Origin of the sequence: Niveispirillum fermenti, from assembly GCF_048066175.1 — a bacterium.
Lineage (GTDB): Bacteria > Pseudomonadota > Alphaproteobacteria > Azospirillales > Azospirillaceae > Niveispirillum > Niveispirillum fermenti.
The window spans coordinates 226645-249088 of the sequence record NZ_JBLTXA010000001.1 but is presented as its reverse complement, the minus strand read 5'-3'; the positions used below and the strand labels follow the sequence as shown (position 1 = coordinate 249088).

Genomic DNA, 22444 nt, shown 5'->3' with positions numbered 1-22444 from the left:
GGCGGGAAAGGGTATCAGCCCCGGCATCCCGGCGGCGGGCGGGTGCCGGCAGCGCGGTGTAAAGACCGTCCATCACCGGTTCAGGCGGCAATGGATCGTTCGCCCCACCACCAGACAGAGTCGGAGCAGAACCGGGCCGCCATGCGCCGCACATAGGGGCCGAATGCGCCATGGGCCTCGACCATCTGGTGTAGCGGTGTATCGGATGGCCGTGCGGAGAGGCAGGCCAGCATGGCGAAGGTGATGGCATCGACGCCTGTGGGATAGAACCCCATCATGAAGGGATGGTCGCCCAGCAGCACGGAAAGGGCTGAAAGCGAACGGCCGGCCTGTTCCAGCCGTTCGGCTCCGTCCTGCGGGGCTGCGTCATGGGTGGGCATATTGGCTGCGAGGGGGCCGCGCACGCCCTTGGTGTTGGCATTGATGTCCGGCGACCGGGGCGCATACGCCATCAACCGGCCGAGATGATCTTCCAGCATCCGTTCGATGGACCAGGCGTTTGCCCTCTCCCGCACAGACAGCCCCTTGTCCAGGTCGATGCCATAGGTGCGTTCCACATGGTCGCGGATCAGGGTGCTGCCGGCCACGATTTCCCCGTCATCCTCTATGAATGGCAGCCTGTGCCCGGGTGGTGTGTCCGGCCCCCCCACCAGCCTTTCATAGGCCAGACCGGCCATGCGCAGTTGCACTTCAACCTTCAGAAGAACGGGGTCGGGCTCCGCAAGGCCCGGGGTGGGAGCGGGGGCATGCAGCTTGATCATCGTCTGTCCCGTCACGGCATCGCAGTTGACGGGTATCGTTTACACCCTGCCTGTTGCCACCCTACTGTCAGCAGCGTTGCAAACAGGGGGATAGGTGATGCGTCGCGCCGACCGGTTGTTCCAGATCATTCAAATCCTGCGGCGGGCGTCCCGTCCGGTGACGGCTGAAATCATTGCGACGGAACTGGAAATATCGAGGCGTTCCATTTACCGCGATATCGCCACCCTGATCGGGCAGCGGGTGCCGATCCGTGGGGAGGCTGGCATCGGCTATATGCTGGAAGGCGGCTTCGACATGCCGCCCCTGATGCTGACACCCGATGAGATTGAAGTGGCGATGCTGGGCGCGCAATGGGTGGCGCGGCAGGGCGATCCCGTGCTGGTCCGTGCCGCCGCCGATCTGATGGCCAAGATCGAGGCATCGGTGCCGGAGGACCTGCGCCCCGTGGTGCAGCGGCCGGCCGGTGTGGCCCCGCCGCGCCTGCGTGCCGTGGAGGACAGCATCGACATGGTTGCCCTGCGGGCCGCCATCCATGCCGGGCACAGGCTGCATCTGACCTATCGGGATGAGCAGGGCCGGGAGACGGTGCGCACCATATGGCCGGTGCTGATCGTTTACTTCGACAATGCCCGGACGCTGGCGGCCTGGTGTGAAATGCGGCGGGATTTTCGCCATTTCCGCACAGACCGGGTCGTTCGAGCCGAATTCACGGGTGAACGCTATCCCGAGCGGACCCCGGCCCTACGGGCGCGATGGAGACGGAGCTGGCAGCAGAGTGCCGAAGAATGATGCTCCCCTTTCCATGAGAGCTGTTTCCGGCCAACCGAAAACCGCTCTCATGGAAAGAGGTCGTCCACGGCAGATTGCGACAGGGCCGCTGTGCCCATGCCGCCATCATCCTCATCATCCACCGGCTTTCTTGCCGCTGGGGCGGGTTTGGGCGGCGGTGGCGGGGTGGGGGACGGCGCCGGCTCCGTCGATGCCACAGGCTGCGGGGCCAGCGGATCGCCCCCTTCGGCCCTTACGGCGGCGGCACCGGCCAGCAGCATGTCCACCGCATCCTGATTGATGGCACCGCGCAGCGGCGGGCCATGCATCAGGTGGGCATCCGGGCGGGTGTCCTTGGGTTCATCGGCCAGGGCCGCGGCCATTTCCTCGGCGTCCAGCCCCTCCAGCCCCCAGATCTGGATCATCGCATGCACGCGCCGTTCGATATAGCGCAGGGTGTTCACCACCTTGGTCATGCGCTGGCCCGTGATGTCCTGGAACGAGCAGGCCGTCATGATCTCCGTCACCTCGTTATCGAGGATCTGGGCCAGATCGGGATGGTCCTTGCGCAGCCGGTCGGCAACCGACTGGATACGTTCCGATCCGTTCAGGATTTCCGTGGTCGCATGCTCGGTGGATTGCAGGATGGCGTCCAGTTCCTCCGTCGCGCGCATGATGCGATCGGCGGAGGGGTCATCCGGCTTCAATGCGGCGATTTCCCGCCGGGTTTCCGCGATATGCGACGACAGGTCCTGCAGCTCGCGCCGCAGAACCTTGATGTGGGACCGGGGATCGATCTCCGGATGGTCGCGATGTTCACGGATCAGGCGGCGGACATCATCCACCGCCACCACGCGGTTGCGCCTGTCCCGCGCACGCAGGAAGGCACGCCCGCGCGGACTCGACATGAGCGCGTCCTCGATCTCGTCGTAATCTTGGTCGGACAGATCGAAGATCGGTTCAGACACGGCCGATCAACCCAGCGCGCCCAGGACGCTCTCGATCTTTTTCTTCAGCGTGTCCGCGTTGAACGGCTTGACGATATAGTTGTTCACGCCGGCTTCCTTGGCCGCGATGACGTTTTCCGTCTTCGACTCGGCGGTGACCATGATGAAGGGCGTGGCCTTCAGGCGCACGTCGGCGCGCACTTCCTTCAGAAGCTGCAGGCCGGTCATCGGCTCCATGTTCCAGTCAGAAATCACCAGACCGAAGGGTGCGGCGCGCAACTTGGCCAAGGCTTCGGCGCCATCGGCGGCTTCCTCGATCTTCGTGAACCCGATCTGGGTGAGCAGGTTCCTGATGATACGCCGCATCGTCGCGTAATCGTCGACAACCAGCACCTGAATGTTCAAGGACACTGCGGAACCCCCACCTGAACGTGTTGCACCAAAAGACAATGTCTAAAAAGCCGGACATTTCGGGCATATTACCCCGTCCAGGCCGGTAACTCTTCCAAAACTACCCGATAGGCAAAGGCAAGCCAATCGGGAATGGTCGAGCATGGCTACTGGCCCGCACTTTGGTTGGCGCCCCGTGGCTTGTCAAGCCGTGGCGGGCGGGCCGGGGCGCAACTTTTCCGACTTTCTATCCCTCTGCACTGCGCAACAGCGAAAGAAGCCCGCTGGTGATGGGATAGCGGCGGTCGCGCCCGAAGCTGCGGGAGGTGATCTTCACGCCCGGCGGGGCCTGCCGCCGCTTGTATTCGGCGCGGTCGAGCATCCGCCACACGCGGTTGACCGTGGCGGCATCGTGCCCGCGGGCCACGATTTCCGCCAGTGACAGGTCGCGCTCGACCAGGCATTCCAGGATATCGTCCAGCACCTCGTATTCCGGCAGCGTGTCCTGGTCCTTCTGGTCGGGTTTCAATTCCGCCGTGGGGGCCTTGGTGATGATACGCTCGGGAATGACCCGGCCCGCCGGCCCCAGGGCGCCTTCCGGCCGGTTGCCGTTTCGCCAGTGCGAAAGGCGGTAGACGGTTGTCTTGTACACGTCCTTCAACACGGAATAGCCGCCGCACATGTCGCCATAGAGCGTGGCATAGCCCACCGACATTTCCGACTTGTTGCCTGTGGAAAGAACCATGCCGCCGAACTTGTTGGAGAGTGCCATCAGCGTCACGCCGCGTGACCGGCTTTGCAGGTTCTCCTCCGTGATGTCGGGTTGCCGGCCGGCGAAGGCCGGTGCCAGCATGGTGGCGAATGCCGCCATCGCAGGCTGGATGGAGATGGTGTCGATGCGGCAGCCGAGCAGCCCGGCGCATTCCGCGGCGTCGTCAAGGCTTTCCTGGCTGGTATAGGGGCTGGGCATCATGACGCAATGCACCTGCGCCGGTCCCAGTGCATCGACGGCGACGGCGGCGGAGATGGCCGAGTCGATGCCGCCGGACATGCCCAGGATCACGCCGGGGAAGCGGTTCTTGCGCACATAGTCGCGCAGGCCCAGCACCATGGCGCCATAGATGGCACCCAGCGCGTCGGGCGGCGGCGTCATGTCGGGCGATGAGCCCTTCCAGCCTTCTTCCGTGCGGACCCACCGGGTGAGGCCAAGGGCCGGCGCGAAGGCCGGGAGCTGGGCCACCAGCGACCGGTCGGCGTTCAGCACGAAGGAGGCACCGTCGAACACCAGTTCATCCTGGCCGCCCACCTGATTAAGATAGATCAGCGGCAGTCCCGTTTCCACTACCCTTGCCACGGCCAGGTCCAGACGGCGGTTGACCTTGTCGATCTCGAACGGGCTGCCATTGGGGACGACCAGAATCTCGGCCCCGGTTTCGGCCAGGGTCTCGGCGACGTCCGGGGTCCACATATCCTCGCAGACCAGCACGCCCAGCCGCACGCCGCGGAAATTCACAGGGCCGGGCAGGGGGCCGGCGGCGAATACCCGCTTTTCGTCGAACGGACCGTAATTGGGCAGGTCATGCTTCAGCCGCACGGCCGCGATGACGCCGCCATCCAGCAGCAGCGCGGCATTGTGACGCTTGCCATCCACGCGCCAGGGCGCGCCGACCAGCAGGGCCGGACCGCCATCCGCCGTCTGTGCCGCCAAGCCGCGCACCGTCTCTTCCACCTTGTCCAGGAAGAACGGCTTCAGCACCAGATCTTCGGGTGGATAGCCGCAGACCGACAGTTCGGGAAAGACGACCAGGTCCGCGCCCGCCGCCGCCGCGTCCGCCCGCGCGGCGCGGATCAGGGCGGCATTGTCATCCAGCATGCCGACCGTGGGGTTGATCTGGGCCAGCGCGATGGTCAATTGATCGGTCATGTCATCTTCGTCCTGCGGCATGGCCGGCGGCGGGGCCGGTCGGCTTCCTTATTCTCTTGTTGAGCATAAGGGGTCAAGCCCGGCTGCGGCGGGGGACGGCATGGCCGCCCTGCTTGCTCCGGCTTGCCCCGCCGGGTGCTGGCCGGCTATTTTCGATGAAACAGGCTGGAGGCCCATCATGCCATCCCTTTCGTCCATGCTGCTGACGGCCCTGGTGACGTGTCTGGCGGTTGTGCTGCCGGCAGGGGCCGATCCGCTGCCCGCCCCGATGGCGGCCTTCTCCGCCAGCCAGGATCTGCAGGTCGACGGGGTGGCGCTGTCGGCGCGGCTGTTCCATGACAAGGGGAGGGAGCGGCGTGAAAGCCGGGTGGATGGCATGAACAACCTGCTGATCGTGCGGCCCGACCTGGACGAGGCCGTGGTGATCCAGCCCGAAAGCCGCATGGCCATGAAACTGTCCCTGACTGATCCGGAAGTGGGTATCGTCCCCAGCATTCTCGCCCGGCTTTCGGGAGAACCGGAGGGAACGGAGACCGTGGCGGGGGAGAAGGTCACCCGTTACCGTGTCCAGGACATGACGCCCGATGGCGGTGGCTTCGACGGCCGGGTGTGGGCGACGCCTGACGGCATCTATGTGAAGCTGGACGGGCGGACCGGGGATGGCGGTGTCGCCGCCATCTCCATGCAATTGTCGGAGATCCGGCGTGGTCCGCAGGACCCGGCCCTGTTCGAGGTGCCGGGCGATCTGATCATGATGACGCTGGACCCGCCGGAAGGGCGCGTGCCCCCGGCGTTCCAGGACGAGCGGAAGGGAAGTGCCACGCCATGATCATGCGGCGCCGTCACCTGCTGGGCCTTATGGTCCTGCCGTTGCTGCAAGTGGCCCCGGCGCGTGCCCTGACGCCGGCGGAGCAGGCATTCCTGGACCGGCTTTCGGGCCAGGGGGGATGGCGGGCGGTGCCGCAGGGGCCGACCCTGTACCGCATCGTCAAATCCGGCCCCGCCGCGGGCGTGCCGCCGCGTCTGATCGACACGGCCCGGATGCATTACCAGGGGCGCCTGGAGGATGGCACGGTCTTCGAGGATACGCGCGCCCAGGGCCGGCCCGCCGCCCTGCAATTGACGCGGGTGATCGCCGGCTGGAAGCAGGTGCTGCCGCTGATGCGGCCGGGCGATGTCTGGGAACTGGCGGTGCCTGCCAGCGCAGGCTATGGCGCTGCGGTATCGGCCAGCGGCAAGGTGCCGGCCGGTTCCAACCTTTTCTTCACCATCGAACTGCTGTCGGTGACACGCTTGAAACTGTCGAGCGAGCTTTGATGGCCCGGAGGGGGTGACCCGGGGCGCCATCCGTGCTAACCCGCTAGCAGTTCGTTGCCTGATGCGGAGTCCTGACATGACCGATCGTTCCGTGACCCTGGCGTCCCTGTTCGCCCTGGCGCTGGCCTTGGCTGCCCCGGCAGCCCTGGCGCAGGCGACCGGGCCGGTGCCGCCGCCGGCCGGCGGTTCGGTGGAGGACGTGCTGTCCATGCCGCGCATCGATCCGCAAACCCAGTATCTTTCCGACAATCTGAAGAAGCCCGGCTGGCGCGTGACCCCCAGCGGTCTGCAATACCGCGTCATCCGCGCGGCGGACGGCAATGCCCTGCGTCCCACCCTGTCGGACGAGGTGACCGTGCATTACCGGGGCGTTCTGATCGACGGCAAGGAATTCGACAGTTCCTATGCCCGTGGGCGGCCGGCCAGCCTGCCGCTGGGGCGCGTCGTCCGCGGCTGGCAGGAGGCGTTGCCCATGATGCGCGTGGGCGAACAGTGGGAACTGGCCATTCCCGGCAATCTGGGCTACGGCGCCCGCGGCCAGCCCGATGGCGGCATCCCGCCCAATGCGACGCTGCTGTTCACCATTGAACTGCTCGGCATCCGGAAGCCGAACAATACAAACCTGCTGGCCAAGCCCGGCACCGTTCGTTGATGCGACCCCGCGCCCCTGAAAAATGCGTGCCCCATGCGGGGCACGTTTTGTGGTATGGATGCGCCCGGGCGTTGGAGCGCCTGCGACAAGCTGTGCGACGCGGAACCCGATGACCGACCAATTGATGTTGAAGGAGAAACTCGCGACTCTGAAAACAGAGCATCGCGACATGGATGATGTCATCCAGCGGCTGACGGAGCAGTTGCCCGTCGATCAACTCCAGATTCAACGCCTGAAAAAGCGCAAATTGCTGCTGAAGGACATGATCGCCCGGCTGGAAAGCCAGCTTGTACCCGATATCATCGCGTAGAAGCGATTGCGGCGCGGTTTCTGCTGCTGCGTTCATGCAAAACCCCGGTGATCGGTATCCGATCACCGGGGTTTTGCATGAAAAGACCGTGACCTCCGGAATGCCGCGCGTAGCGCGTCTGTATCCGATCGCTCAATGCTTGGCGGTTCGCAACCCGGCGCGCAAGATACCCCCGGCGGGATGTGCCCGCCGGGGGTGCGCTTTACTCTCCGGGTTCTTCGTGCATCTGCTCGGGCTGGACATTCTGGTCGTCATGGCCGGTATGGTCATGCGCCAGCGGGGGCTGCTGGTAACGACCGCTGTGGCTGCGCTGGATGCTGGGGGCAAGGTCCTGCAATTCCAGGAAATTGTCGGCCTGACGCCGCAGTTCGTCCGCGACCATGGGCGGGGCCGAACGAACGGTGCTGATCACGGTCACGCGCACGCCCTTGCGCTGCACCGCTTCCACAAGGCGACGGAAGTCGCCATCGCCGGAGAACAGCAGGATGTGGTCGACATGGTCCGCCATCTCCATCACGTCGATGGCGAGTTCGATATCCATGTTGCCTTTGATCTTGCGCCGGCCCGATGCGTCGGTGAATTCCTTGGTCGGCTTCGTGACCATCGTGTAGCCGTTATAGTCCAGCCAGTCGACCAGCGGACGGATCGGCGAATATTCCTGATCTTCGACCAGTGCCGTATAATAAAAAGCGCGGATCAACCGGCCTTCTGCTGCAAACAACTCCAAAAGACGCTTGTAATCAATATCGAATCCCAGGGATCGGGCGGCGGCGTAAAGGTTGGCCCCATCAATGAACATGGCCAGCCGTTCCTGTTGATAAAATATCTTTCGTGCCATTCGATCCTCTTAAGAATTGAGTTGGAAAAATCTACTTTCCGGCCGCAATTTTCACATGCACCACTTCGGCCGGACGAAGAGGTTTATGGTCGGTCCTCTTGGCCCCGTCAAGGGAGCCAGAAGCACGCGGCAGGTGACGAACGATTTCCGGCACGGTATGCCATAGCCTGTTCGGCAGCAAGTGCCGTCATTCGCCATCCCCCAAGTAAATGGCCGGCGATGGCCCTTATTTCCAGGTAAGGCCGGTGATTCTGATTGCGATTGGCTCGAATTTGGCGTCTGAGGCCCTGGGGACGCCGGCACAAATATGCACCCGCGCGCTGGCCCGGCTGAATTCCGGCGATGTACGGGTGACGGCCGTGTCGGCCTTTTACGAGACGGCGCCCGTGCCGGCTTCCGATCAGCCCTGGTTCGTCAACGCCGTCGCCAGGGTGGAGACCGGGTTGTCCCCCGCCGCCTTGCTGTCGCGACTCCATGAGGTGGAAAAAGAGTTCGGCCGCATGCGTCGGCAGTTGAACGAGGCGCGGGTGCTGGACCTTGATTTGCTGGACTACAAGGGCATGTTCCAGGAAGGGCCGCCCATCCTGCCGCATCCGCGTATGGGCGAGCGCGCCTTTGTACTGTATCCGTTGCGCGACGTCGCACCGCATTGGCGCCATCCCGTGCATGGCGCTACGGTATCCGACTTGATCGGGGCGCTGACGCCGGGGCAGGGCATCCGGCCGCTGGCCGGATCGGTGCCCCGCCTGTCGGGTCTGGAATGACGTGGGCGCGGGTGGGCATTCTTGCAATGTTCCGGTCTGCTCCTTATAGATAAAGGCTTGTCCGTCGCTGGAGTATATGTCGAATGGCCCGCGTAACCGTTGAAGATTGCGTCCTGAAGGTCCCGAACCGTTTCGAGCTGGTGATGATGGCGGCCCAGCGCGCCCGCGACATCGCTTCCGGTTCGCCGCTGTCCATCGATCGGGACAATGACAAGAACCCCGTCGTCGCCCTGCGCGAGATCGCGGATGAGACGGTCGCCCTGGACGGTCTGAAGAACAGCCTGATCAAGGGCCACCAGCGCGTGCCGGAGCAGGACGAGCCCGAGGAGGAGATCGTTGAGCTGATGGCCGGCGAGGCGTCCTGGGCCCAGGACGCCGCCCGTGCGGAGGCCGAGGACGAACTGGGCGGCGATATGGATTTCGCCGAGGGTGAGGTCGGCGGCGCCGATCTGGCCGACGAGGATATCTGAGCCGACGGAAGTAAAAAAATGTCAGGGCCGTGCTGGCGTGGGAAGACGCGGAAGGGCGGTGTAGAATGAGCCGCCAGGCCAAGATCATTCGCCAGTATGAGTTGGTTGAGCGCGTCATGGGGTATGACCCCAATGCCGAAGAGGAAGCGCTCAACCGCGCCTATGTCTTCACCATGAAGGCACATGGTTCGCAGACGCGGGCCAGTGGCGATCCCTATTACATGCACCCGATCTGGGTGGCATGGCTGTTGACGGAGTTGAAGCTCGACGCCAACAGCATCATCACGGCCTTGCTGCATGATACGGTGGAAGACACGCTGACGACGCTGGAGGAAATCCAGCGTCTGTTCGGCGCGGAGGTCGCGCGTCTGGTCGATGGCGTGACCAAGCTGTCGCGGATCGAGCTGCAGAATATCGGGGAGCAGAGCGAAAGCACCAAGCAGGCGGAGAATTTCCGCAAGCTGGTGCTGGCCATGTCGGAGGATATCCGGGTCCTGCTGGTGAAGCTGGCGGATCGTCTCCACAATATGAGCACCATTGAGTTCCTGAAGCCGGAGAAGCGCCGCCGCATCGCGCGTGAGACGCTTGAAATCTATGTTCCTCTGGCTGAGCGTATCGGTATCCAGCGCTGGAAGGACGAGCTGGAGGATCTGGCGTTCAAGGAATTGAATCCTGACGCCTATGAGAGCATCCGCATCCGCCTGGACGATCTGCAATCCACGGGCAAGGCCCGCGTGGACCGCATCATCGAGGAATTGGACAAGACGGTCCGTTTCGGCAACGAGTCGGCCGTTCCCAATGCGGAGACCTATGGGCGCCTGAAATCGCCCTATTCGATCTGGCGCAAGATGCACGCCAAGAACGTCGCGTTCGAGCAATTGTCCGACGTGATGGCCTTCCGCATCGTCGTCGATACGCTGGGCGAATGCTATCAGGCGCTGGGCATCATCCATGCCCGGTACCCCGTGGTGCCGGGCCGGTTCAAGGACTATATCTCCACGCCCAAGCCCAACGGCTACCAGTCGATCCACACCACCGTCATCGGCCCCGAGAAGCAGCGCATCGAGGTGCAGATCCGCACCCGCGACATGCATGAGGTGGCCGACATGGGCGTGGCCGCCCATTGGTCCTACAAGCAGGGATCGCCCGCCGGCCAGCCCAAGACGGAGGGCAGGCAATATCGGTGGCTGCGCGAATTGCTGGACATCCTGGAACATGCCGGCCGGCCCGAGGAGTTCCTGGAACATACCAAACTGGAACTGTTCCAGGATCAGGTCTTCTGCTTCACGCCCAAGGGGGATCTGATCGCCCTGCCGCGCGGCGCCACGCCTGTTGATTTCGCCTATGCCGTCCACAGCCAGGTGGGTGACACCTGCGTGGGGGCGAAGATCAACGGCCGCATGCAGCCCCTGCGCACCCACCTGCAGAACGGTGATCAGGTGGAGGTGCTGACCTCCAAGAACCAGTCGCCGTCGCCGGATTGGGAAAATTTCGTCATCACGGGCAAGGCGCGGGCCCGTATCCGCCGCTTTGTCCGCACCCAGCAGCGGGGTGAGCATATCAAGCTCGGCCGCGGGCTGATGGAACGGGTCTTCCGCCAGGAAGGCTACGAATATTCCGAAAAGGCCTTCGAAGGTGTGCTGAAGATCTATCAGCAGCCGTCGGTGGATGATCTTCTGGCCGCCGTCGGTGCCGGCACGACGGGTGTGCGCGACGTCTTCAATTCCATCTTCCCCGGTCACCGTTACACGCCCAGCGCGGCGACGGCGGACGAGAAGGTGGTGGCTTCCATCAACACCAAGGCCAAGCCGGCGCGTAAAGCCAGCGGTGCGCCGCTGGCCATCCGGGGGCTGATCCCGGGCATGGCGGTGCATTATGCCCGTTGTTGCCACCCGATCGTGGGGGACCGCATCGTGGGCATCGTCACCACGGGCAAGGGTGTGACGATCCATACGATCGATTGCGAGACACTGGAGAGCTTCCACGACAGTCCGGAACGCTGGATCGATGTGTCCTGGGACCCGGATGCCGACGCGCCCGACGATCTGGTTGGCCGTCTGTCGGTGGTGGTTGCGAACGAGACGGGGGCGCTGGGCACCCTGTCCACGGTGATCGGCAAGAATGGCGGCAACATCACCAACCTGAAGATCACCAACCGCACCAGCGACTATTTCGAGATGTTGATCGATGTGGACGTCAAGGACGTGAAGCACCTCACCAACATCATGGCGGCATTGCGGGCCACACCCGTGATCCATTCGGTCGAACGCGGCCGCTGACATCCCTATATAGGGGGCGGCAAAAGGAACCGGGACCGTAAACATGTTCAGGCGGCGCGTACCATTGACACCAGCGATGCGGCTGCGTCGGCTGGTCTGGCCGTCCATGGGACTGGCACGGTCGGGCCGCTATGTCGTCCATCGCGTGGGGCGCATCGAGGGCACGCCGCATGCCATCGCGCTGGGGCTGGCCTTTGGTGCCGCGGTCTCCATGACACCGCTGATTGGTCTGCATTTCCTGGTGGGGTTCCTGCTGGCCTGGGTGAGCCGGGCCAGCATCATGGGGGCCATGGTCGGCACCGTGGTGGGCAATCCCTGGACATTTCCGGCCATCTGGTATGCCAGTTACCGGCTGGGCTGCGTGCTGATGGGCATCACGCCGGGGCATGAGGATCAGGCCCGCCTGACGCTGGCCTTCCTGATCAGCCATCCCTGGCAGGTGCTTATGCCCATGCTGGCCGGCGGCACCCTGATGGGGATTGCGGCCGGCCTTGCCGTCTATGCGATTGCCAAGCCCGTGATCCGGTTCTATCAGGAAAAGCGGCGGAAGCGGCGCCGTGCCGCCCGGCCGCTTCAGGTGCGTGAAGAGGGATTGCCATGATTCTGAGGCCGCTGCGCCTGGGCGTGAATATCGACCATGTGGCCACCGTGCGCAACGCACGCGGCGGCGACAATCCCGACCCGGTGCGCGCGGCCCTGCTGGCCGTGGCGGCGGGGGCCGATGGCATCACGGCCCACCTGCGGGAGGATCGTCGCCATATCCGCGACCATGATATCGAACGGCTGATGGCCGAGATCGACCGGCCCCTGAACCTGGAGATGGCGGCGACGGAGGAGATGCTGGCCATCGCCCTGCGCCATCGGCCGCACGCCGTCTGTCTGGTTCCGGAGAAGCGGGAGGAGAGGACGACGGAAGGCGGGCTGGACGTCATCGCGAACAGGGCGCATCTGGCACCCTATGTTGCCCGGCTGGCGGCGGCCGGCATCCGGGTGTCCATCTTCATCGGGGCCGACCCGGTGCAGTTGGATGCGGCCCGCGCGCTGGGTGCGCCCGTGGTTGAACTGCATACGGGGGCCTATGCCGACGCACCCGCCGGCCCGCTGCGGCAGGCGGAACTGGACCGGCTGGTGGCCGGTGCCGCCCACGCCGCGGCCATCGGCCTGGAATGTCATGCCGGTCATGGATTGACCTTCGACAATGTGGGGCCCGTGGCGGCCATCCAGTCGATCATGGAACTGAATATCGGGCATTTCATGATGGGGGAGGCGATCTTCGTCGGCCTGTCCGCCACCATCGTCGAAATGCGCGCCCGCATGGATGCCGGTCGCCGGGCGGGGGCCGCATGATCCTGGGGATCGGCAGCGATCTGGTCGATATCCGCCGTATCCAGGCCAGCCTGGACCGTTTCGGCGACCGTTTCGCCGCCCGAATCTTCACGGCTGGCGAGCGGGCGCGGGCCGATGCGGCGGGGCGCGGGCCTGTGCGTGCTGCCCTTTATGCCAAGCGGTTCGCGGCGAAGGAGGCGGCGACCAAGGCGCTGGGCACGGGTTACGCCGACGGCGTGCATTTCAAGGATATCGAGGTCGTCTCCGACGGCAAGGGCCGGCCGGCCCTGCTGCTGTCCGGCGGCGCGCGGGACCGGCTGTCCGCCCTGGTGCCGGCCGGCATGGATGCGCGCATCGATCTGTCGATGACGGATGAGCCCCCCTATGCCCAGGCCTTCGTCGTCATCTCCGCCATTGCCCAGCCACCGGCCTGACCGCCCATGGAACAGCCTCGCCGCCCGCAGGACGAAGTATTGCCGCCACTGGTGGAAACCAAGCCGCATGCCGTCGGCGGCTGGGGGGAAAGCGTGCGCTTCATGCTGATCTGCGTGCTGGTCGTCCTGGGGTTTCGGACCTTGGCGGTGGAGGCGTTCAACATTCCCACGGGATCGATGGTGCCGACCCTGCTGGTGGGGGACTATCTGTTCGTGAACAAGGCGGCCTATGGCTACAGCCGCTATTCCCTGCCGGAATTCCTGCGCTTCGGGGATGATGCGCCGGCCGTGACGGCCGACTGCCAGGGGGCGCCGGGCCGTCTGTTCGGCCGTTTGCCCGAACGCGGCGACGTGGCCGTATTCAAGCTGCCCAAGGATACCTCGATCGACTATATCAAGCGCATCGTGGGCCTGCCCTGCGACCGCGTGCAGATGATCGGCGGCGCATTGTACATCAATGGCGAGATGGTGGCCCGCATCCGCGCGCCCGATTATGTTCTGCATGAAGGGTTCGGCGGCGCGTTCACGGCCCCGCAATATATCGAGACGCTGCCCGGCGGCCGCCAGCATCCCGTGATCGAGATGTCGGGCGATTTCGGGCCACTGGACAATACGCCCGTCTTCAACGTACCGCCGGGCCATGTGTTCGGTATCGGCGACAGCCGCGACAATTCGCAGGACAGCCGTGTACCGGACGTCGTGGGCTTCATCCCGGTGGAAAATCTCGTGGGCCGGGCCACCTACATCTTTTTGTCGGTGCGGGAAGAGGAGAGCCTGTGGCGCTTCTGGCGCTGGGGCCAGGCGATCCGCACCGAACGGTTCTGGGAAAGGGTTCAATGATGGATGCCGGGCTTGATGCGCTTCAGGATATCCTGGGCCACCGGTTCGCCGATCAGGCGCGGCTGGTGGAAGCGCTGACGCATCCATCGGTGGGCGGTGTCAACCGCCGCGCCGTGGGCAAGGGGTATGAGCGGCTGGAGTTCCTGGGCGACCGCGTGCTGGGCCTGATCGTGGCCGAATGGCTGCTGGAACGGTTTCCCAAGGAGCAGGAAGGGGCGCTGGCCCGCCGCCTGACGGCGCTGGTCCGGGCAGAGGCGCTGGTGGTGGTGGCGGGGCGCATCGGGCTCGGCCGGTTCCTGCGCCTGGCGCCTGGCGAACAGGCGGGCGATGTGAAGCCGGCCATCCTGGCCGATGCCTGCGAGGCGGTGATCGGTGCCTTGTACCTGGATGGCGGTCTGCCGGCGGCGGCCGGCTTCATCCGCCGGCATTGGGATGCGGCGCTGGAAGGCGCGCGGGCCGCACCCCCGCAGGACCCGAAGACCGGCCTTCAGGAATGGGCGCTGGCGCGCGGACAGAAACTGCCGCTTTATAAGGATATCGGCCGCAGCGGTCCGGACCATGCGCCCGTCTTCCAAATCTCCGTGGAGGTTGAGGGCCATGAGCCGGCCATCGCTTCCGGTCCTTCCAAACGGGTGGCGGAAAAGGCTGCCGCCGAAGCCCTGCTGACCCGGATACGCAAGTCATGACCGATCCCGACGATATCGTTTCCCGCTTTCTCGCGGGCCAGGACACCGATGGCGACGCCCCCGCCCGCCCCGCACCGGTCCATCCGCGCTGCGGCTTCGTGGCGCTGGTCGGTGCGCCCAATGCGGGCAAGTCCACGCTGCTGAACGCGCTGGTCGGCACCAAGGTTTCCATCGTCAGCCCCAAGGTGCAGACCACGCGCTCGCGCGTGCTGGGCATCGGCATGGTGGCCGACAGCCAGATCCTTTATGTCGACACGCCCGGCATCTTCACCCCGAAGAAGCGGTTGGAACGTGCCATGGTGGCCGCCGCATGGCAGGGGGCGACCGATGCCGACCAGGTGGCCGTACTGTTCGATGCCAGCCAGCGCCGCATCGATGACGACACGCGCGGCATCGTTGACCGCCTGAAGGACGCCGGGCGCCAGGCCGTGCTGGTGCTGAACAAGATCGACCTGATCAAGCGGGAGCGCCTTCTGGCGCTGGCATCTGAATTCGCGGCGTTCGGCATCTTCACAGAGACCTTCATGGTGTCGGCCCTGACGGGTGACGGGCTGGACACGCTGCTGTCCTGGTTCGCGTCGTCGGTGCCGGAAGGCCCCTGGCTCTATCCGCCGGACCAGCTTTCCGACATGCCCGAGCGTCTGCTGGCCGCGGAGATCACGCGGGAGAAGCTGTTCCTCCAGCTTCACCAGGAAGTGCCCTATGCCACGACCGTGGAAACGGAAAGCTGGGAGGAGTTCGAGAACGGCTCCGTGCGAATCGCGCAGGTGATCTATGTCCAGCGCGACAGCCAGAAGGCCATCATCCTGGGCAAGGGCGGCAGCCGCATCAAGTCCATCTCCACCGCTGCCCGGGTGGAGATGCAGGATTTCCTGGGCCGTCCGGTCCATCTGGTCCTGTTCGTGAAGGTGCGGGAGAACTGGGCCGAGGAGCGCGACCAGTACGAGGCCTGGGGCCTGGACTTCAACGCCTGAGCGGTCAGGCGGCGGAAAGGGGAGAGGCCGGCGGCGGGTGCGCGCCCTGCCGCTTCCCCTCCATCTTATACCAACTTGCGATGAGTAGAACTCATCGCAAGTTGGTCCGGCGGCGACTGAGGGCGGTGATCAGAACCAATTGGTTCTGATCACCGCAAAATAGTATTATTGCCGCAATATCTTTTCCATCGGCCGGCCTTTGGCAAGCTCGTCGACCAGCTTGTCGAGGATGCGTATTTCCTTCATCAGCGGATCTTCGACATTTTCCACCCGGACACCGCAGACCACGCCTGTGACCAGATCCCGCGAAGGGTTCAGTCGCGGCGCCTGGGCGAAGAAATCCTCGAAGCTGGTTTGCCTGGCCAGTTCGGCGTCGAGTCCGGGCTGGGTGTAACCGGTCAGCCAGCAGATGATCTTATCGACCTCTGCCCTGGTGCGGCCCTTCCGTTCCGCCTTGGCGACATAGAGCGGGTGAACCTTGGCGAAACTCATCGTATAGAGGCGGTGCTTCGTCATGGGTGCGGCCTCACATGTCGGATTTGGGACCGAGGAGCGGCATCACATCGACGCTGTCGCAGGGGAAGATGGTGAAGTGCGGATGACCCTCGAACAGCCGCGCCGCCGCCTCGTGTGACGAGGCGCGCACCACGACGAAGACGGTCAACTCATTGACCACATCCGCCACGCCCTCCGGCGACGTGCGCTTGGTCGGGCCAAGTGGTCCGCCCGCATAGACGATCACGTTCCGATGCGCCTCGTCCCACGCCTTAAGGGCGGCAAGCCCCTCCTCGTCCCTGGCCCGCCTCTCCTCGCCGGACATCGCATACCAGGCCTGCCAGCGGGGGCTGGCCTTGTTGCTGGTGAAAACCGCGAGATAGGTATCGTTCGTGTTCATGGACGTGCCTCCCGGCATTGGCGCACTGGACCGGACAATGGGCCTTTCCGAGGCCCCCGGTTTCCTTTGCCGTTGAACCACTATGGAAGATGCGGGGGAAGCGGGTAAATAGGATGATGGCGCCATGAGGATGTTCAGGAGCAGGCGAACATGCATTGGTGCGTGATGTCCATGCGGTTGCCCCGCCATACCGTTTCCCTTCAGAAAAACCATCCTGACCATCGGGGCGGGCTTCCGGGTAGGGGCGGGATTGCTTATATAGGTGCGATATCCGGTTCCGACTGATCGAGCTGACGCCTGCCATGAAGCGCACCTATACCCGCAAGGAAATCCAGGACCTGCTGGGCGCGCTGGAGGGGCAGGCGCGTGAGGCGATGCGACTGGCCAAGCTGGCCGAGGACGAGGCCGCCAAGGACAGTTTCCAGACCTATAACGAATTTCGCAACAAGGTGGGGGAGTTCAAAGCGCTCTGCATTCTGATCGAAGGGCGGCTGCGCGCCGTGGATACGGCCCGTGTCGACGACCTGAAGGAGGAATATGCCCGGCTGGACACGCTGATGCTGGGGCTGCTGATCCGGGCCAGCATGCGCTTTTTCTTCGTCCTGTCGGCCAAGACCATGCTGCCGCTGGGCGCGCGGGAGATATTCATTTCCGAACTGCGCAGCCTGCACGACGCGGCGGAAAAGCTGCGTCGGCCCGAATATGCCAAGGCCATGGGCGACAAGCTGAAGGGCGACCTGGAAACGGCGGAGATGATCCTGGAAGAGATCATCGATAAGGCACCGGGCCTGTTGCAGTTCGGCTGATCTGCCCCGTCCAGGGCGAACATGCCCCTGCCTTCGCCGCCGGCCGGCCCGCCCCCGCCCCGCGGCGGTGAAGCCGGAGGCGTGACGGGCCGGGGCGATGTGGGTATGGTCAGGGGTCTGGCGGCCGGACCCCGGTGACCGTGATGCGCTTCTTGCGCCCGTCCACGGTCTCATACCCGATGCTCTGCCCCTGCGACAGGCCCAGCAGGGCACAGCCAACGGGGGTCAGGATGGAAATCCCGTCGGGCAGGCTGGTACACCCGTCCTCTGGCATGAAAAGGGTGCCGGCGTGGGGGGCCCCTTGTTCGTCGACGAAGGCGACATGCGACCCCAGGCCCACGAAGGGCGATCGCGGCTGTTTGTCGACGATATCGGCGCGCAGCAGTTCCTCCTGCAGGAACAGGGAGATGCGCGCGTAGGACCGGTGCATGGAATCAAGAAGGGTTTCAAGCCTTTCAAGGTCGTCGCGCAGGATACGGATCGGCGGATCCCCGATCTGGGTTTTTCTGTTCATGTCTTCCTCGGTTTGAAAAAGGGGCCGCCCGCGGCGGACACCCCCCACAGGAAGGACGAATGGCGGCAAAAGGTCAATCCCCGTGAATGGACGGTCCCATGTGCCCTTGTGTCCTCTTGTGCCCTGTGTCCTCTCCGGTCTCCCAAAGTGTTAATACGCCATGGCTCGCACCCTTGTCCGGTTCTCACGTGTTGAGAAGACATGAGGAACAACAACAGAAGATGGGTGAAGCCATGTCCACCGTCCTCCTTATCATCCTGATCCTTCTCCTGATCGGCATCATTCCGGCCTGGCCCTACAGCCGGGGGTGGGGGTATGGCCCCTCCGGCCTGCTGGGCACCGTGCTGATTGTCGTGCTGATCCTGGTCCTGTTGGGCCATATCTGATACTATTTTGCGGTGATCAGAACCCATAGGTTCTGATCACCGCCCAATCGCCGGCGCCAACATTCGTTGGCTTGGCGCCGCCGCACCAGCGGCGCGGCGGCGGTTGCCGCCAATATCCCCGTGACAGGCGGCGGGTGCGGGCGCTATCCCTGGGTGGTTTCCCGCCATCCTGCCCGAAAGCGCCCGCCGCCATGTCCGATCCAGACCAGCAATTCCTGACACTGGCCGCCGAGCTGTCGCGCCAGGGCATGGAGGCCGGCCATGGCGGGCCCTTCGGGTCTGTTGTCGTGCTGGACGGTCATGTCGTGGGCCGCGGCTGGAACCAGGTCACATCCACGAACGACCCCACTGCCCATGCCGAGGTGGTGGCCATTCGCGATGCCTGTCGCGCCTTGGCCCGCTTCGATCTGCGCGGTGCGACGCTTTATGCCAGTTGCGAGCCGTGCCCCATGTGCCTGGCATCCGCCCTGTGGGCGCGGGTGGACCGCATCGTCTATGCCAACGACCGGTTCCAGGCGGCGGAGATCGGCTTTGACGACGCGCTGATCTATGAGCAGGTGGCAAGCCCGCCCGACAATCGTATCATCCCGTGTGAACACCGCCCCAACGGGGCGGCGCTGGCCGTGTTCAAGGCCTGGTGCGGGAAGGCGGATCGCGTTCCCTATTGAAGGGCGTGCGGGGGCGGAGATGACGGCGCTGACAATGGCGGACCTTCTGGTCCTGGTTGATATCCAGAATGATTTCTGTTCCGGCGGGGCACTGGCGGTTGCCGATGGTGATGCCGTGGTGCCGGCGGCCAATGCCCTGGCACGACGGTTCCACGCCGCCGGGGCCGGGGTCGTGCTGACCCAGGATTGGCATCCGCCGGGCCATTCCAGCTTTGCGGCCAGCCATCCGGGCACCATACCGTTTCAGGATATCACCCTGTCCTATGGAACCCAGACCCTGTGGCCCACCCATTGCGTGCAGGGCACGGCGGGGGCGGCATTCCATCCCGGCCTGGATGTGCCCATGGCGGGCCTGATCGTGCGCAAGGGCTTCCGTCCCGATCTCGACAGTTATTCGGCCTTCTTTGAAAATGACCGGACCACGACCACGGGTCTTGGCGGCTATTGCCGGGAACGGGGTTTCACGCGGCTGTTCTTTGCCGGGCTTGCCACCGATTACTGCGTGGCCTACTCGGCCGAGGATGCGACCCGCCTGGGTTTTGCGTCCGTGTTGCTGACGGGTGCCAGCCGGGCCATCGACCTGGGTGGATCGCTGGCAACCGCCCTGCATCGGTTGCGGGCGGCGGGTGTGACGCTGGCGGCGGGGCTCTGACCCCCGGATGCCGCACGGCGGCTGCTTCAAAGCGTCACTTTCCTTCATCCTGCTTTCGGATTATTCCCGCAGAGATCGTCCCCCGACCGACAGGGAGGTTGCGTGTACCTTTCCGTGGTCATCTCCGTCCATGACGAGCAGGACAACATCCTGCCGCTTCTGGCTGAAATTTATGCCGCCATGGCGGGCGGCCCCGCATTCGAGGTGATCGTTGTCGACGATGCCTCCCGCGATGCCACGGCGGCGCGCGTGCAGGGGGGGCTGCCCGGATATCCCACCCTGCGCCTGATCCGGCATGAATATTGTGCCGGCAAAAGCGCCGGACTGGTCACGGGCGCGCGGGCGGCGGCGGGGGACTGGCTGGTGCTGATGGATGGCGACGGCCAGAACGACCCGGCCGACATTCCCGCCATGCTGTCCATGCTGGCTGCCGACCCTTCGCTGGTGCTGGTCAATGGCGTGCGGGTGACGCGCCGCGCGCCGCGGTCCAAGCGTCTGGCCTCGACCTTCGCCAACCGGCTGCGCCGGGCCATGCTGCGGGATGACTGCCCGGATACCGGCAGCGGGCTGAAGCTGATGCGCCGCGACCTGTTCTGCGACCTGCCGGCCATCGATTGCCTGCACCGTTTCCTGCCGGCCTTCGTGCGCGGGCGGGGCCTCGCCTATGCCAATATGCCCATCGCGGACCGGCCGCGCCTGTCGGGCGTATCGAAATACACCAACCTGCACCGGGCGGCCATCGGCCTGTTCGATCTGTTCGGCGTGATGTGGCTGCTGCGCCGGCAGAAGCGGCCGGGGGCGGTGACCGAGGTGAAGGCCCCATGATCTGGACCCATATCGACGCCTGGTGGCATGCTGCCATCGCCGACAAGGGCTGGCTGGTGGTCTTCGGCCTGTCGGCCCAGGCCATGTTCATGATGCGCTTTCTGGTGCAGTGGGTCAGTTCGGAGCGGGCCGGCCGTTCCGTGATGCCCGTCGCCTTCTGGTGGTTCAGCCTGGGCGGGGGCATGATGCTGATGGTCTATGGTTTCCTGCGGCCGGATCTGGTGATCATCGCGGGTCAGGTGCCGGCCCTGGTCATCTATACCCGCAACCTGCACCTGATCCGGCGGGAGAGGCGGGGGACGACATGAAGGCCGGGGGGACCCTCTCCCGGCTGCTGCTTTTTGTGCTGGCGCTTGCCGCCTTCCTGCCGGGCCTTGCCACGATCCCGCCCTTCGACCGGGATGAAAGCCGGTATGTCCAGGCCAGCCGGCAGATGCTGGAAACAGGCGATTTCATCGATATCCGCTTCCAGGATGAAGCGCGGCACAAGAAGCCGGTCGGTATCTACTGGATGCAGGCCGCGACGGTGCATGTCCTGACGGTCGGCGGCGATGACGGGCCGGTCTGGATGTACCGGCTGCCCTCCCTGGCGGGCGCGCTGGCGGCCGTGCTGCTGACGGCCTGGGCGGGGGCCAGCCTGTTCGGGCCGGCGGCCGGGCTGCTGGGGGCCGCGATGCTGGCCACCTGTGTCATTCTGGGTGTGGAAGCCCGCATGGCCAAGACCGATGCCGTCCAGCTTGCCTGTGTCATGGGCTGCATGGGGGTGCTGGCGCGGGTCTATATGCGGCCGGATCTGCCCCTGCCGCGGGGGCTGGCGATGCTGTTCTGGCTTTCGCTGGGGCTGGGCATCCTGGTCAAGGGGGTGATCCTGATGGTGGTGGGTGCCGCCATGCTGGCGCTGTGGATCATCGATCGCGATGCGCCATGGCTTGCCCGCCTGCGCCCTGTCGCCGGTCTCGCGGTTCTGCTGGCCCTTGTGCTGCCCTGGCTGGCCGCCATCACGATCGCCACGGATGGCGGCTTCTTCGCCACGGCTGTGGGGCATGAATTCCTGGGCAAGGCGCATGCGGGGCAGGAAAGCCATGGCGCACCGCCGGGATATTTCCTGGCCAGCTTCTGGATCAGTTTCTGGCCCTGGGCGCCGCTGGTCCTGCTGGCGCTGCCCTGGATATGGGCGCGCCGGCATGAGGCCGCGGTTCGCTTCTGCCTGGCCTGGATCATCCCGACCTGGGTCATCCACGAGATCGTGGTGACCAAGCTGCCGCATTACACGCTTCCCGTGCTGCCGGCCGTGGCGTTGCTGGCGGCCGCGGCGCTGTTGCCGGCAACCGGTGCCGTGACTGCACCCCGGATGCGGCGCTGGTCCTGGCCGGCCGCCGCCCTGATGCTGCTGGTGTCGGGCGCGCTGGGTGTGGTGCTGGTCGGTGCCCCTTATCGGCTGATGGGGCAGGGGCTGACAGGCAGCCTGGTCGCTACCGGGGGGATTGTGCTGGTTGCCGGCGGCCTGCTCTGGTTCCTGCTGGCCCGCCATCACCGGGGGCGGGGGCTGATGGTGGCGCTGCTGGCCAGCCTGGGCTTCCATGCCGGTCTGTTCGGGATGGCGCTGCCGGGCCTGACGCCTTTCTGGCTGAGCCCGCAGGTCCGGCAGGTGTTCGACGCGCAAAAGCCCTGTGCCGGCAGTATCCTGGCGGCCGGTGGCTATACAGAGCCGTCCATGGTGTTCCTGGTGGGCACGCAAACGCGGCTGGGTGGGGGCGGCATGGTGGCCGGTCATCTGCTGGCCGATCCCGCCTGTGCCATCGGACTGGTCACCACGGGGCGGGAGGAGGCGGCGTTCCTTGCCGCCATGCAGGCGGCCGGCCGGCATCCGCGCCGGGTGGCCGAACTGTCCGGCTTCAATTATTCCCGCGGCCGGCCGGTCCTGCTGCATTTCTACATCCTGTCAGGCCAGGACATGGATCGATAAGTGCGGGGTCCGGCCCTTCCCCGGCGCCTTGGGCACTGCTATCAAGGGGCC

29 protein-coding genes are annotated in these 22444 nt (G+C 65.1%); 21 read left to right on the top strand and 8 right to left on the bottom strand.

Annotation, left to right across the window (positions count from 1 at the left end):
* Positions 1 to 80: 80 nt before the first annotated feature.
* A complete protein-coding gene (locus ACM9LZ_RS01090) occupies positions 81 to 761 on the bottom strand; it encodes a glutathione S-transferase family protein (protein WP_416617485.1) in 681 nt (226 codons plus the stop codon).
* Positions 762 to 858: 97 nt separating this feature from the next.
* Between ACM9LZ_RS01090 and ACM9LZ_RS01085 the strand changes: the two genes are divergently transcribed.
* Positions 859 to 1551 carry a helix-turn-helix transcriptional regulator gene (locus tag ACM9LZ_RS01085; protein ID WP_416617484.1) on the top strand — a complete coding sequence of 231 codons (693 nt, stop codon included), beginning with the start codon at positions 859 to 861 and terminating at the stop codon, positions 1549 to 1551.
* 47 nt (positions 1552 to 1598) lie between these two features.
* On the opposite strand, the gene ACM9LZ_RS01080 is transcribed toward ACM9LZ_RS01085, so the two are convergent.
* The 3 genes from ACM9LZ_RS01080 to ACM9LZ_RS01070 form a co-directional block, all read right to left on the bottom strand.
* Positions 1599 to 2498 carry a protein phosphatase CheZ gene (locus ACM9LZ_RS01080; protein ID WP_416617483.1) on the bottom strand — a complete coding sequence of 300 codons (900 nt, stop codon included), beginning with the start codon at positions 2496 to 2498 and terminating at the stop codon, positions 1599 to 1601.
* A 6-nt stretch (positions 2499 to 2504) separates the two neighbouring features.
* Complete coding sequence (locus ACM9LZ_RS01075; protein WP_416617482.1) at positions 2505 to 2888, bottom strand: chemotaxis response regulator CheY; 384 nt, start codon at positions 2886 to 2888, stop codon at positions 2505 to 2507.
* Positions 2889 to 3114: 226 nt separating this feature from the next.
* Positions 3115 to 4791, bottom strand: a complete 1677-nt coding sequence (locus ACM9LZ_RS01070; RefSeq protein WP_416617481.1) for an NAD+ synthase — start codon at positions 4789 to 4791, stop codon at positions 3115 to 3117.
* A gap of 178 nt (positions 4792 to 4969) precedes the next feature.
* Between ACM9LZ_RS01070 and ACM9LZ_RS01065 the strand changes: the two genes are divergently transcribed.
* From ACM9LZ_RS01065 to ACM9LZ_RS01050, 4 genes are all read left to right on the top strand, one after another.
* The gene (locus ACM9LZ_RS01065; RefSeq protein WP_416617480.1) at positions 4970 to 5620 is read left to right on the top strand and encodes a hypothetical protein; all 651 of its coding nucleotides are present in this window, start codon (positions 4970 to 4972) and stop codon (positions 5618 to 5620) included.
* Positions 5617 to 6108, top strand: a complete 492-nt coding sequence (locus ACM9LZ_RS01060; protein ID WP_416617479.1) for an FKBP-type peptidyl-prolyl cis-trans isomerase — start codon at positions 5617 to 5619, stop codon at positions 6106 to 6108. The genes ACM9LZ_RS01065 and ACM9LZ_RS01060 overlap by 4 nt, the downstream gene beginning before the upstream one ends.
* A 76-nt stretch (positions 6109 to 6184) precedes the next feature.
* The gene (locus tag ACM9LZ_RS01055) at positions 6185 to 6760 is read left to right on the top strand and encodes an FKBP-type peptidyl-prolyl cis-trans isomerase (RefSeq protein ID WP_416617478.1); all 576 of its coding nucleotides are present in this window, start codon (positions 6185 to 6187) and stop codon (positions 6758 to 6760) included.
* A gap of 109 nt (positions 6761 to 6869) precedes the next feature.
* The gene (locus ACM9LZ_RS01050; RefSeq protein WP_416617477.1) at positions 6870 to 7070 is read left to right on the top strand and encodes a YdcH family protein; all 201 of its coding nucleotides are present in this window, start codon (positions 6870 to 6872) and stop codon (positions 7068 to 7070) included.
* A 202-nt stretch (positions 7071 to 7272) separates the two neighbouring features.
* Here the strand turns inward: ACM9LZ_RS01050 and ACM9LZ_RS01045 are convergent, their stop codons facing one another.
* Positions 7273 to 7908: a LabA-like NYN domain-containing protein gene (locus ACM9LZ_RS01045; RefSeq protein ID WP_416617476.1), complete on the bottom strand. Its 636-nt coding sequence runs from the start codon at positions 7906 to 7908 to the stop codon at positions 7273 to 7275.
* A gap of 209 nt (positions 7909 to 8117) precedes the next feature.
* On the opposite strand from ACM9LZ_RS01045, the gene folK reads away from it, so the two are divergent.
* From folK to era, 9 genes are all read left to right on the top strand, one after another.
* A complete protein-coding gene (gene folK / locus ACM9LZ_RS01040) occupies positions 8118 to 8672 on the top strand; it encodes a 2-amino-4-hydroxy-6-hydroxymethyldihydropteridine diphosphokinase (RefSeq protein WP_416617475.1) in 555 nt (184 codons plus the stop codon).
* Between the two features lie 83 nt (positions 8673 to 8755).
* A complete protein-coding gene (rpoZ, locus tag ACM9LZ_RS01035; protein WP_416617474.1) occupies positions 8756 to 9142 on the top strand; it encodes a DNA-directed RNA polymerase subunit omega in 387 nt (128 codons plus the stop codon).
* A 65-nt stretch (positions 9143 to 9207) separates the two neighbouring features.
* Positions 9208 to 11421 carry a RelA/SpoT family protein gene (locus tag ACM9LZ_RS01030; RefSeq protein WP_416617473.1) on the top strand — a complete coding sequence of 738 codons (2214 nt, stop codon included), beginning with the start codon at positions 9208 to 9210 and terminating at the stop codon, positions 11419 to 11421.
* Between the two features lie 76 nt (positions 11422 to 11497).
* Complete coding sequence (locus ACM9LZ_RS01025; RefSeq protein ID WP_416617472.1) at positions 11498 to 12022, top strand: DUF2062 domain-containing protein; 525 nt, start codon at positions 11498 to 11500, stop codon at positions 12020 to 12022.
* Positions 12022 to 12768 carry a pyridoxine 5'-phosphate synthase gene (locus tag ACM9LZ_RS01020; protein ID WP_416617634.1) on the top strand — a complete coding sequence of 249 codons (747 nt, stop codon included), beginning with the start codon at positions 12022 to 12024 and terminating at the stop codon, positions 12766 to 12768. Before ACM9LZ_RS01025 ends, ACM9LZ_RS01020 begins: the two co-directional genes overlap by 1 nt.
* Positions 12765 to 13181, top strand: a complete 417-nt coding sequence (acpS, locus tag ACM9LZ_RS01015; protein ID WP_416617471.1) for a holo-ACP synthase — start codon at positions 12765 to 12767, stop codon at positions 13179 to 13181. The genes ACM9LZ_RS01020 and acpS overlap by 4 nt, the downstream gene beginning before the upstream one ends.
* Before the next feature lie 6 nt (positions 13182 to 13187).
* The gene (gene lepB, locus ACM9LZ_RS01010) at positions 13188 to 14021 is read left to right on the top strand and encodes a signal peptidase I (protein ID WP_416617470.1); all 834 of its coding nucleotides are present in this window, start codon (positions 13188 to 13190) and stop codon (positions 14019 to 14021) included.
* Positions 14018 to 14707: a ribonuclease III gene (gene rnc / locus ACM9LZ_RS01005; protein ID WP_416617469.1), complete on the top strand. Its 690-nt coding sequence runs from the start codon at positions 14018 to 14020 to the stop codon at positions 14705 to 14707. Before lepB ends, rnc begins: the two co-directional genes overlap by 4 nt.
* Positions 14704 to 15681 (top strand): GTPase Era, encoded by a 978-nt coding sequence (era, locus tag ACM9LZ_RS01000; protein ID WP_416617468.1) that lies wholly within the window; start codon positions 14704 to 14706, stop codon positions 15679 to 15681. The genes rnc and era overlap by 4 nt, the downstream gene beginning before the upstream one ends.
* A gap of 165 nt (positions 15682 to 15846) precedes the next feature.
* Here era and ACM9LZ_RS00995 read toward each other — a convergent pair whose 3' ends face one another.
* Complete coding sequence (locus tag ACM9LZ_RS00995; RefSeq protein ID WP_416617467.1) at positions 15847 to 16197, bottom strand: DUF2200 domain-containing protein; 351 nt, start codon at positions 16195 to 16197, stop codon at positions 15847 to 15849.
* Positions 16198 to 16207: 10 nt separating this feature from the next.
* On the bottom strand, positions 16208 to 16576 hold the full coding sequence (locus ACM9LZ_RS00990; RefSeq protein ID WP_416617466.1) for a hypothetical protein: 369 nt from the start codon (positions 16574 to 16576) through the stop codon (positions 16208 to 16210).
* 302 nt (positions 16577 to 16878) lie between these two features.
* On the opposite strand from ACM9LZ_RS00990, the gene ACM9LZ_RS00985 reads away from it, so the two are divergent.
* The gene (locus tag ACM9LZ_RS00985) at positions 16879 to 17382 is read left to right on the top strand and encodes a hypothetical protein (protein WP_416617465.1); all 504 of its coding nucleotides are present in this window, start codon (positions 16879 to 16881) and stop codon (positions 17380 to 17382) included.
* Positions 17383 to 17491: 109 nt separating this feature from the next.
* Here the strand turns inward: ACM9LZ_RS00985 and ACM9LZ_RS00980 are convergent, their stop codons facing one another.
* Positions 17492 to 17896 (bottom strand): GreA/GreB family elongation factor, encoded by a 405-nt coding sequence (locus tag ACM9LZ_RS00980; RefSeq protein ID WP_416617464.1) that lies wholly within the window; start codon positions 17894 to 17896, stop codon positions 17492 to 17494.
* A gap of 233 nt (positions 17897 to 18129) precedes the next feature.
* Between ACM9LZ_RS00980 and ACM9LZ_RS00975 the strand changes: the two genes are divergently transcribed.
* The 6 genes from ACM9LZ_RS00975 (at position 18130) to ACM9LZ_RS00950 (ending at position 22393) form a co-directional block, all read left to right on the top strand.
* A complete protein-coding gene (locus ACM9LZ_RS00975) occupies positions 18130 to 18282 on the top strand; it encodes a DUF3309 family protein (protein ID WP_416617463.1) in 153 nt (50 codons plus the stop codon).
* A gap of 191 nt (positions 18283 to 18473) precedes the next feature.
* The gene (locus ACM9LZ_RS00970) at positions 18474 to 18950 is read left to right on the top strand and encodes a nucleoside deaminase (protein ID WP_416617462.1); all 477 of its coding nucleotides are present in this window, start codon (positions 18474 to 18476) and stop codon (positions 18948 to 18950) included.
* Between the two features lie 19 nt (positions 18951 to 18969).
* On the top strand, positions 18970 to 19602 hold the full coding sequence (pncA, locus tag ACM9LZ_RS00965) for a bifunctional nicotinamidase/pyrazinamidase (RefSeq protein ID WP_416617461.1): 633 nt from the start codon (positions 18970 to 18972) through the stop codon (positions 19600 to 19602).
* A 102-nt stretch (positions 19603 to 19704) separates the two neighbouring features.
* Positions 19705 to 20427, top strand: coding sequence for a glycosyltransferase family 2 protein (locus ACM9LZ_RS00960; protein WP_416617460.1), 723 nt, complete (start codon positions 19705 to 19707; stop codon positions 20425 to 20427).
* Entirely contained in the window at positions 20424 to 20735 is a 312-nt protein-coding gene (locus tag ACM9LZ_RS00955) for a lipid-A-disaccharide synthase N-terminal domain-containing protein (RefSeq protein ID WP_416617459.1), read from the top strand. The genes ACM9LZ_RS00960 and ACM9LZ_RS00955 overlap by 4 nt, the downstream gene beginning before the upstream one ends.
* Positions 20732 to 22393, top strand: a complete 1662-nt coding sequence (locus tag ACM9LZ_RS00950; RefSeq protein ID WP_416617458.1) for an ArnT family glycosyltransferase — start codon at positions 20732 to 20734, stop codon at positions 22391 to 22393. Before ACM9LZ_RS00955 ends, ACM9LZ_RS00950 begins: the two co-directional genes overlap by 4 nt.
* The last annotated feature ends 51 nt before the right edge of the window (positions 22394 to 22444 follow it).

What these genes read in the sequence shown, in the direction of transcription:
- ACM9LZ_RS01090 (WP_416617485.1), bottom strand. Translation starts at nt 761, where the DNA reads ATGATCAAGCTGCATGCCCCCGCTCCCACCCCGGGCCTTGCGGAGCCC.
- ACM9LZ_RS01085 (WP_416617484.1), top strand. Translation starts at nt 859, where the DNA reads ATGCGTCGCGCCGACCGGTTGTTCCAGATCATTCAAATCCTGCGGCGG.
- ACM9LZ_RS01070 (WP_416617481.1), bottom strand. Translation starts at nt 4,791, where the DNA reads ATGACCGATCAATTGACCATCGCGCTGGCCCAGATCAACCCCACGGTC.
- ACM9LZ_RS01065 (WP_416617480.1), top strand. Translation starts at nt 4,970, where the DNA reads ATGCCATCCCTTTCGTCCATGCTGCTGACGGCCCTGGTGACGTGTCTG.
- ACM9LZ_RS01060 (WP_416617479.1), top strand. Translation starts at nt 5,617, where the DNA reads ATGATCATGCGGCGCCGTCACCTGCTGGGCCTTATGGTCCTGCCGTTG.
- ACM9LZ_RS01055 (WP_416617478.1), top strand. Translation starts at nt 6,185, where the DNA reads ATGACCGATCGTTCCGTGACCCTGGCGTCCCTGTTCGCCCTGGCGCTG.
- ACM9LZ_RS01050 (WP_416617477.1), top strand. Translation starts at nt 6,870, where the DNA reads ATGACCGACCAATTGATGTTGAAGGAGAAACTCGCGACTCTGAAAACA.
- ACM9LZ_RS01045 (WP_416617476.1), bottom strand. Translation starts at nt 7,908, where the DNA reads ATGGCACGAAAGATATTTTATCAACAGGAACGGCTGGCCATGTTCATT.
- folK (WP_416617475.1), top strand. Translation starts at nt 8,118, where the DNA reads ATGGCCGGCGATGGCCCTTATTTCCAGGTAAGGCCGGTGATTCTGATT.
- rpoZ (WP_416617474.1), top strand. Translation starts at nt 8,756, where the DNA reads ATGGCCCGCGTAACCGTTGAAGATTGCGTCCTGAAGGTCCCGAACCGT.
- ACM9LZ_RS01030 (WP_416617473.1), top strand. Translation starts at nt 9,208, where the DNA reads ATGAGCCGCCAGGCCAAGATCATTCGCCAGTATGAGTTGGTTGAGCGC.
- ACM9LZ_RS01025 (WP_416617472.1), top strand. Translation starts at nt 11,498, where the DNA reads ATGCGGCTGCGTCGGCTGGTCTGGCCGTCCATGGGACTGGCACGGTCG.
- acpS (WP_416617471.1), top strand. Translation starts at nt 12,765, where the DNA reads ATGATCCTGGGGATCGGCAGCGATCTGGTCGATATCCGCCGTATCCAG.
- lepB (WP_416617470.1), top strand. Translation starts at nt 13,188, where the DNA reads ATGGAACAGCCTCGCCGCCCGCAGGACGAAGTATTGCCGCCACTGGTG.
- rnc (WP_416617469.1), top strand. Translation starts at nt 14,018, where the DNA reads ATGATGGATGCCGGGCTTGATGCGCTTCAGGATATCCTGGGCCACCGG.
- era (WP_416617468.1), top strand. Translation starts at nt 14,704, where the DNA reads ATGACCGATCCCGACGATATCGTTTCCCGCTTTCTCGCGGGCCAGGAC.
- ACM9LZ_RS00995 (WP_416617467.1), bottom strand. Translation starts at nt 16,197, where the DNA reads ATGACGAAGCACCGCCTCTATACGATGAGTTTCGCCAAGGTTCACCCG.
- ACM9LZ_RS00990 (WP_416617466.1), bottom strand. Translation starts at nt 16,576, where the DNA reads ATGAACACGAACGATACCTATCTCGCGGTTTTCACCAGCAACAAGGCC.
- ACM9LZ_RS00985 (WP_416617465.1), top strand. Translation starts at nt 16,879, where the DNA reads ATGAAGCGCACCTATACCCGCAAGGAAATCCAGGACCTGCTGGGCGCG.
- ACM9LZ_RS00980 (WP_416617464.1), bottom strand. Translation starts at nt 17,896, where the DNA reads ATGAACAGAAAAACCCAGATCGGGGATCCGCCGATCCGTATCCTGCGC.
- ACM9LZ_RS00975 (WP_416617463.1), top strand. Translation starts at nt 18,130, where the DNA reads ATGTCCACCGTCCTCCTTATCATCCTGATCCTTCTCCTGATCGGCATC.
- ACM9LZ_RS00970 (WP_416617462.1), top strand. Translation starts at nt 18,474, where the DNA reads ATGTCCGATCCAGACCAGCAATTCCTGACACTGGCCGCCGAGCTGTCG.
- pncA (WP_416617461.1), top strand. Translation starts at nt 18,970, where the DNA reads ATGACGGCGCTGACAATGGCGGACCTTCTGGTCCTGGTTGATATCCAG.
- ACM9LZ_RS00955 (WP_416617459.1), top strand. Translation starts at nt 20,424, where the DNA reads ATGATCTGGACCCATATCGACGCCTGGTGGCATGCTGCCATCGCCGAC.
- ACM9LZ_RS00950 (WP_416617458.1), top strand. Translation starts at nt 20,732, where the DNA reads ATGAAGGCCGGGGGGACCCTCTCCCGGCTGCTGCTTTTTGTGCTGGCG.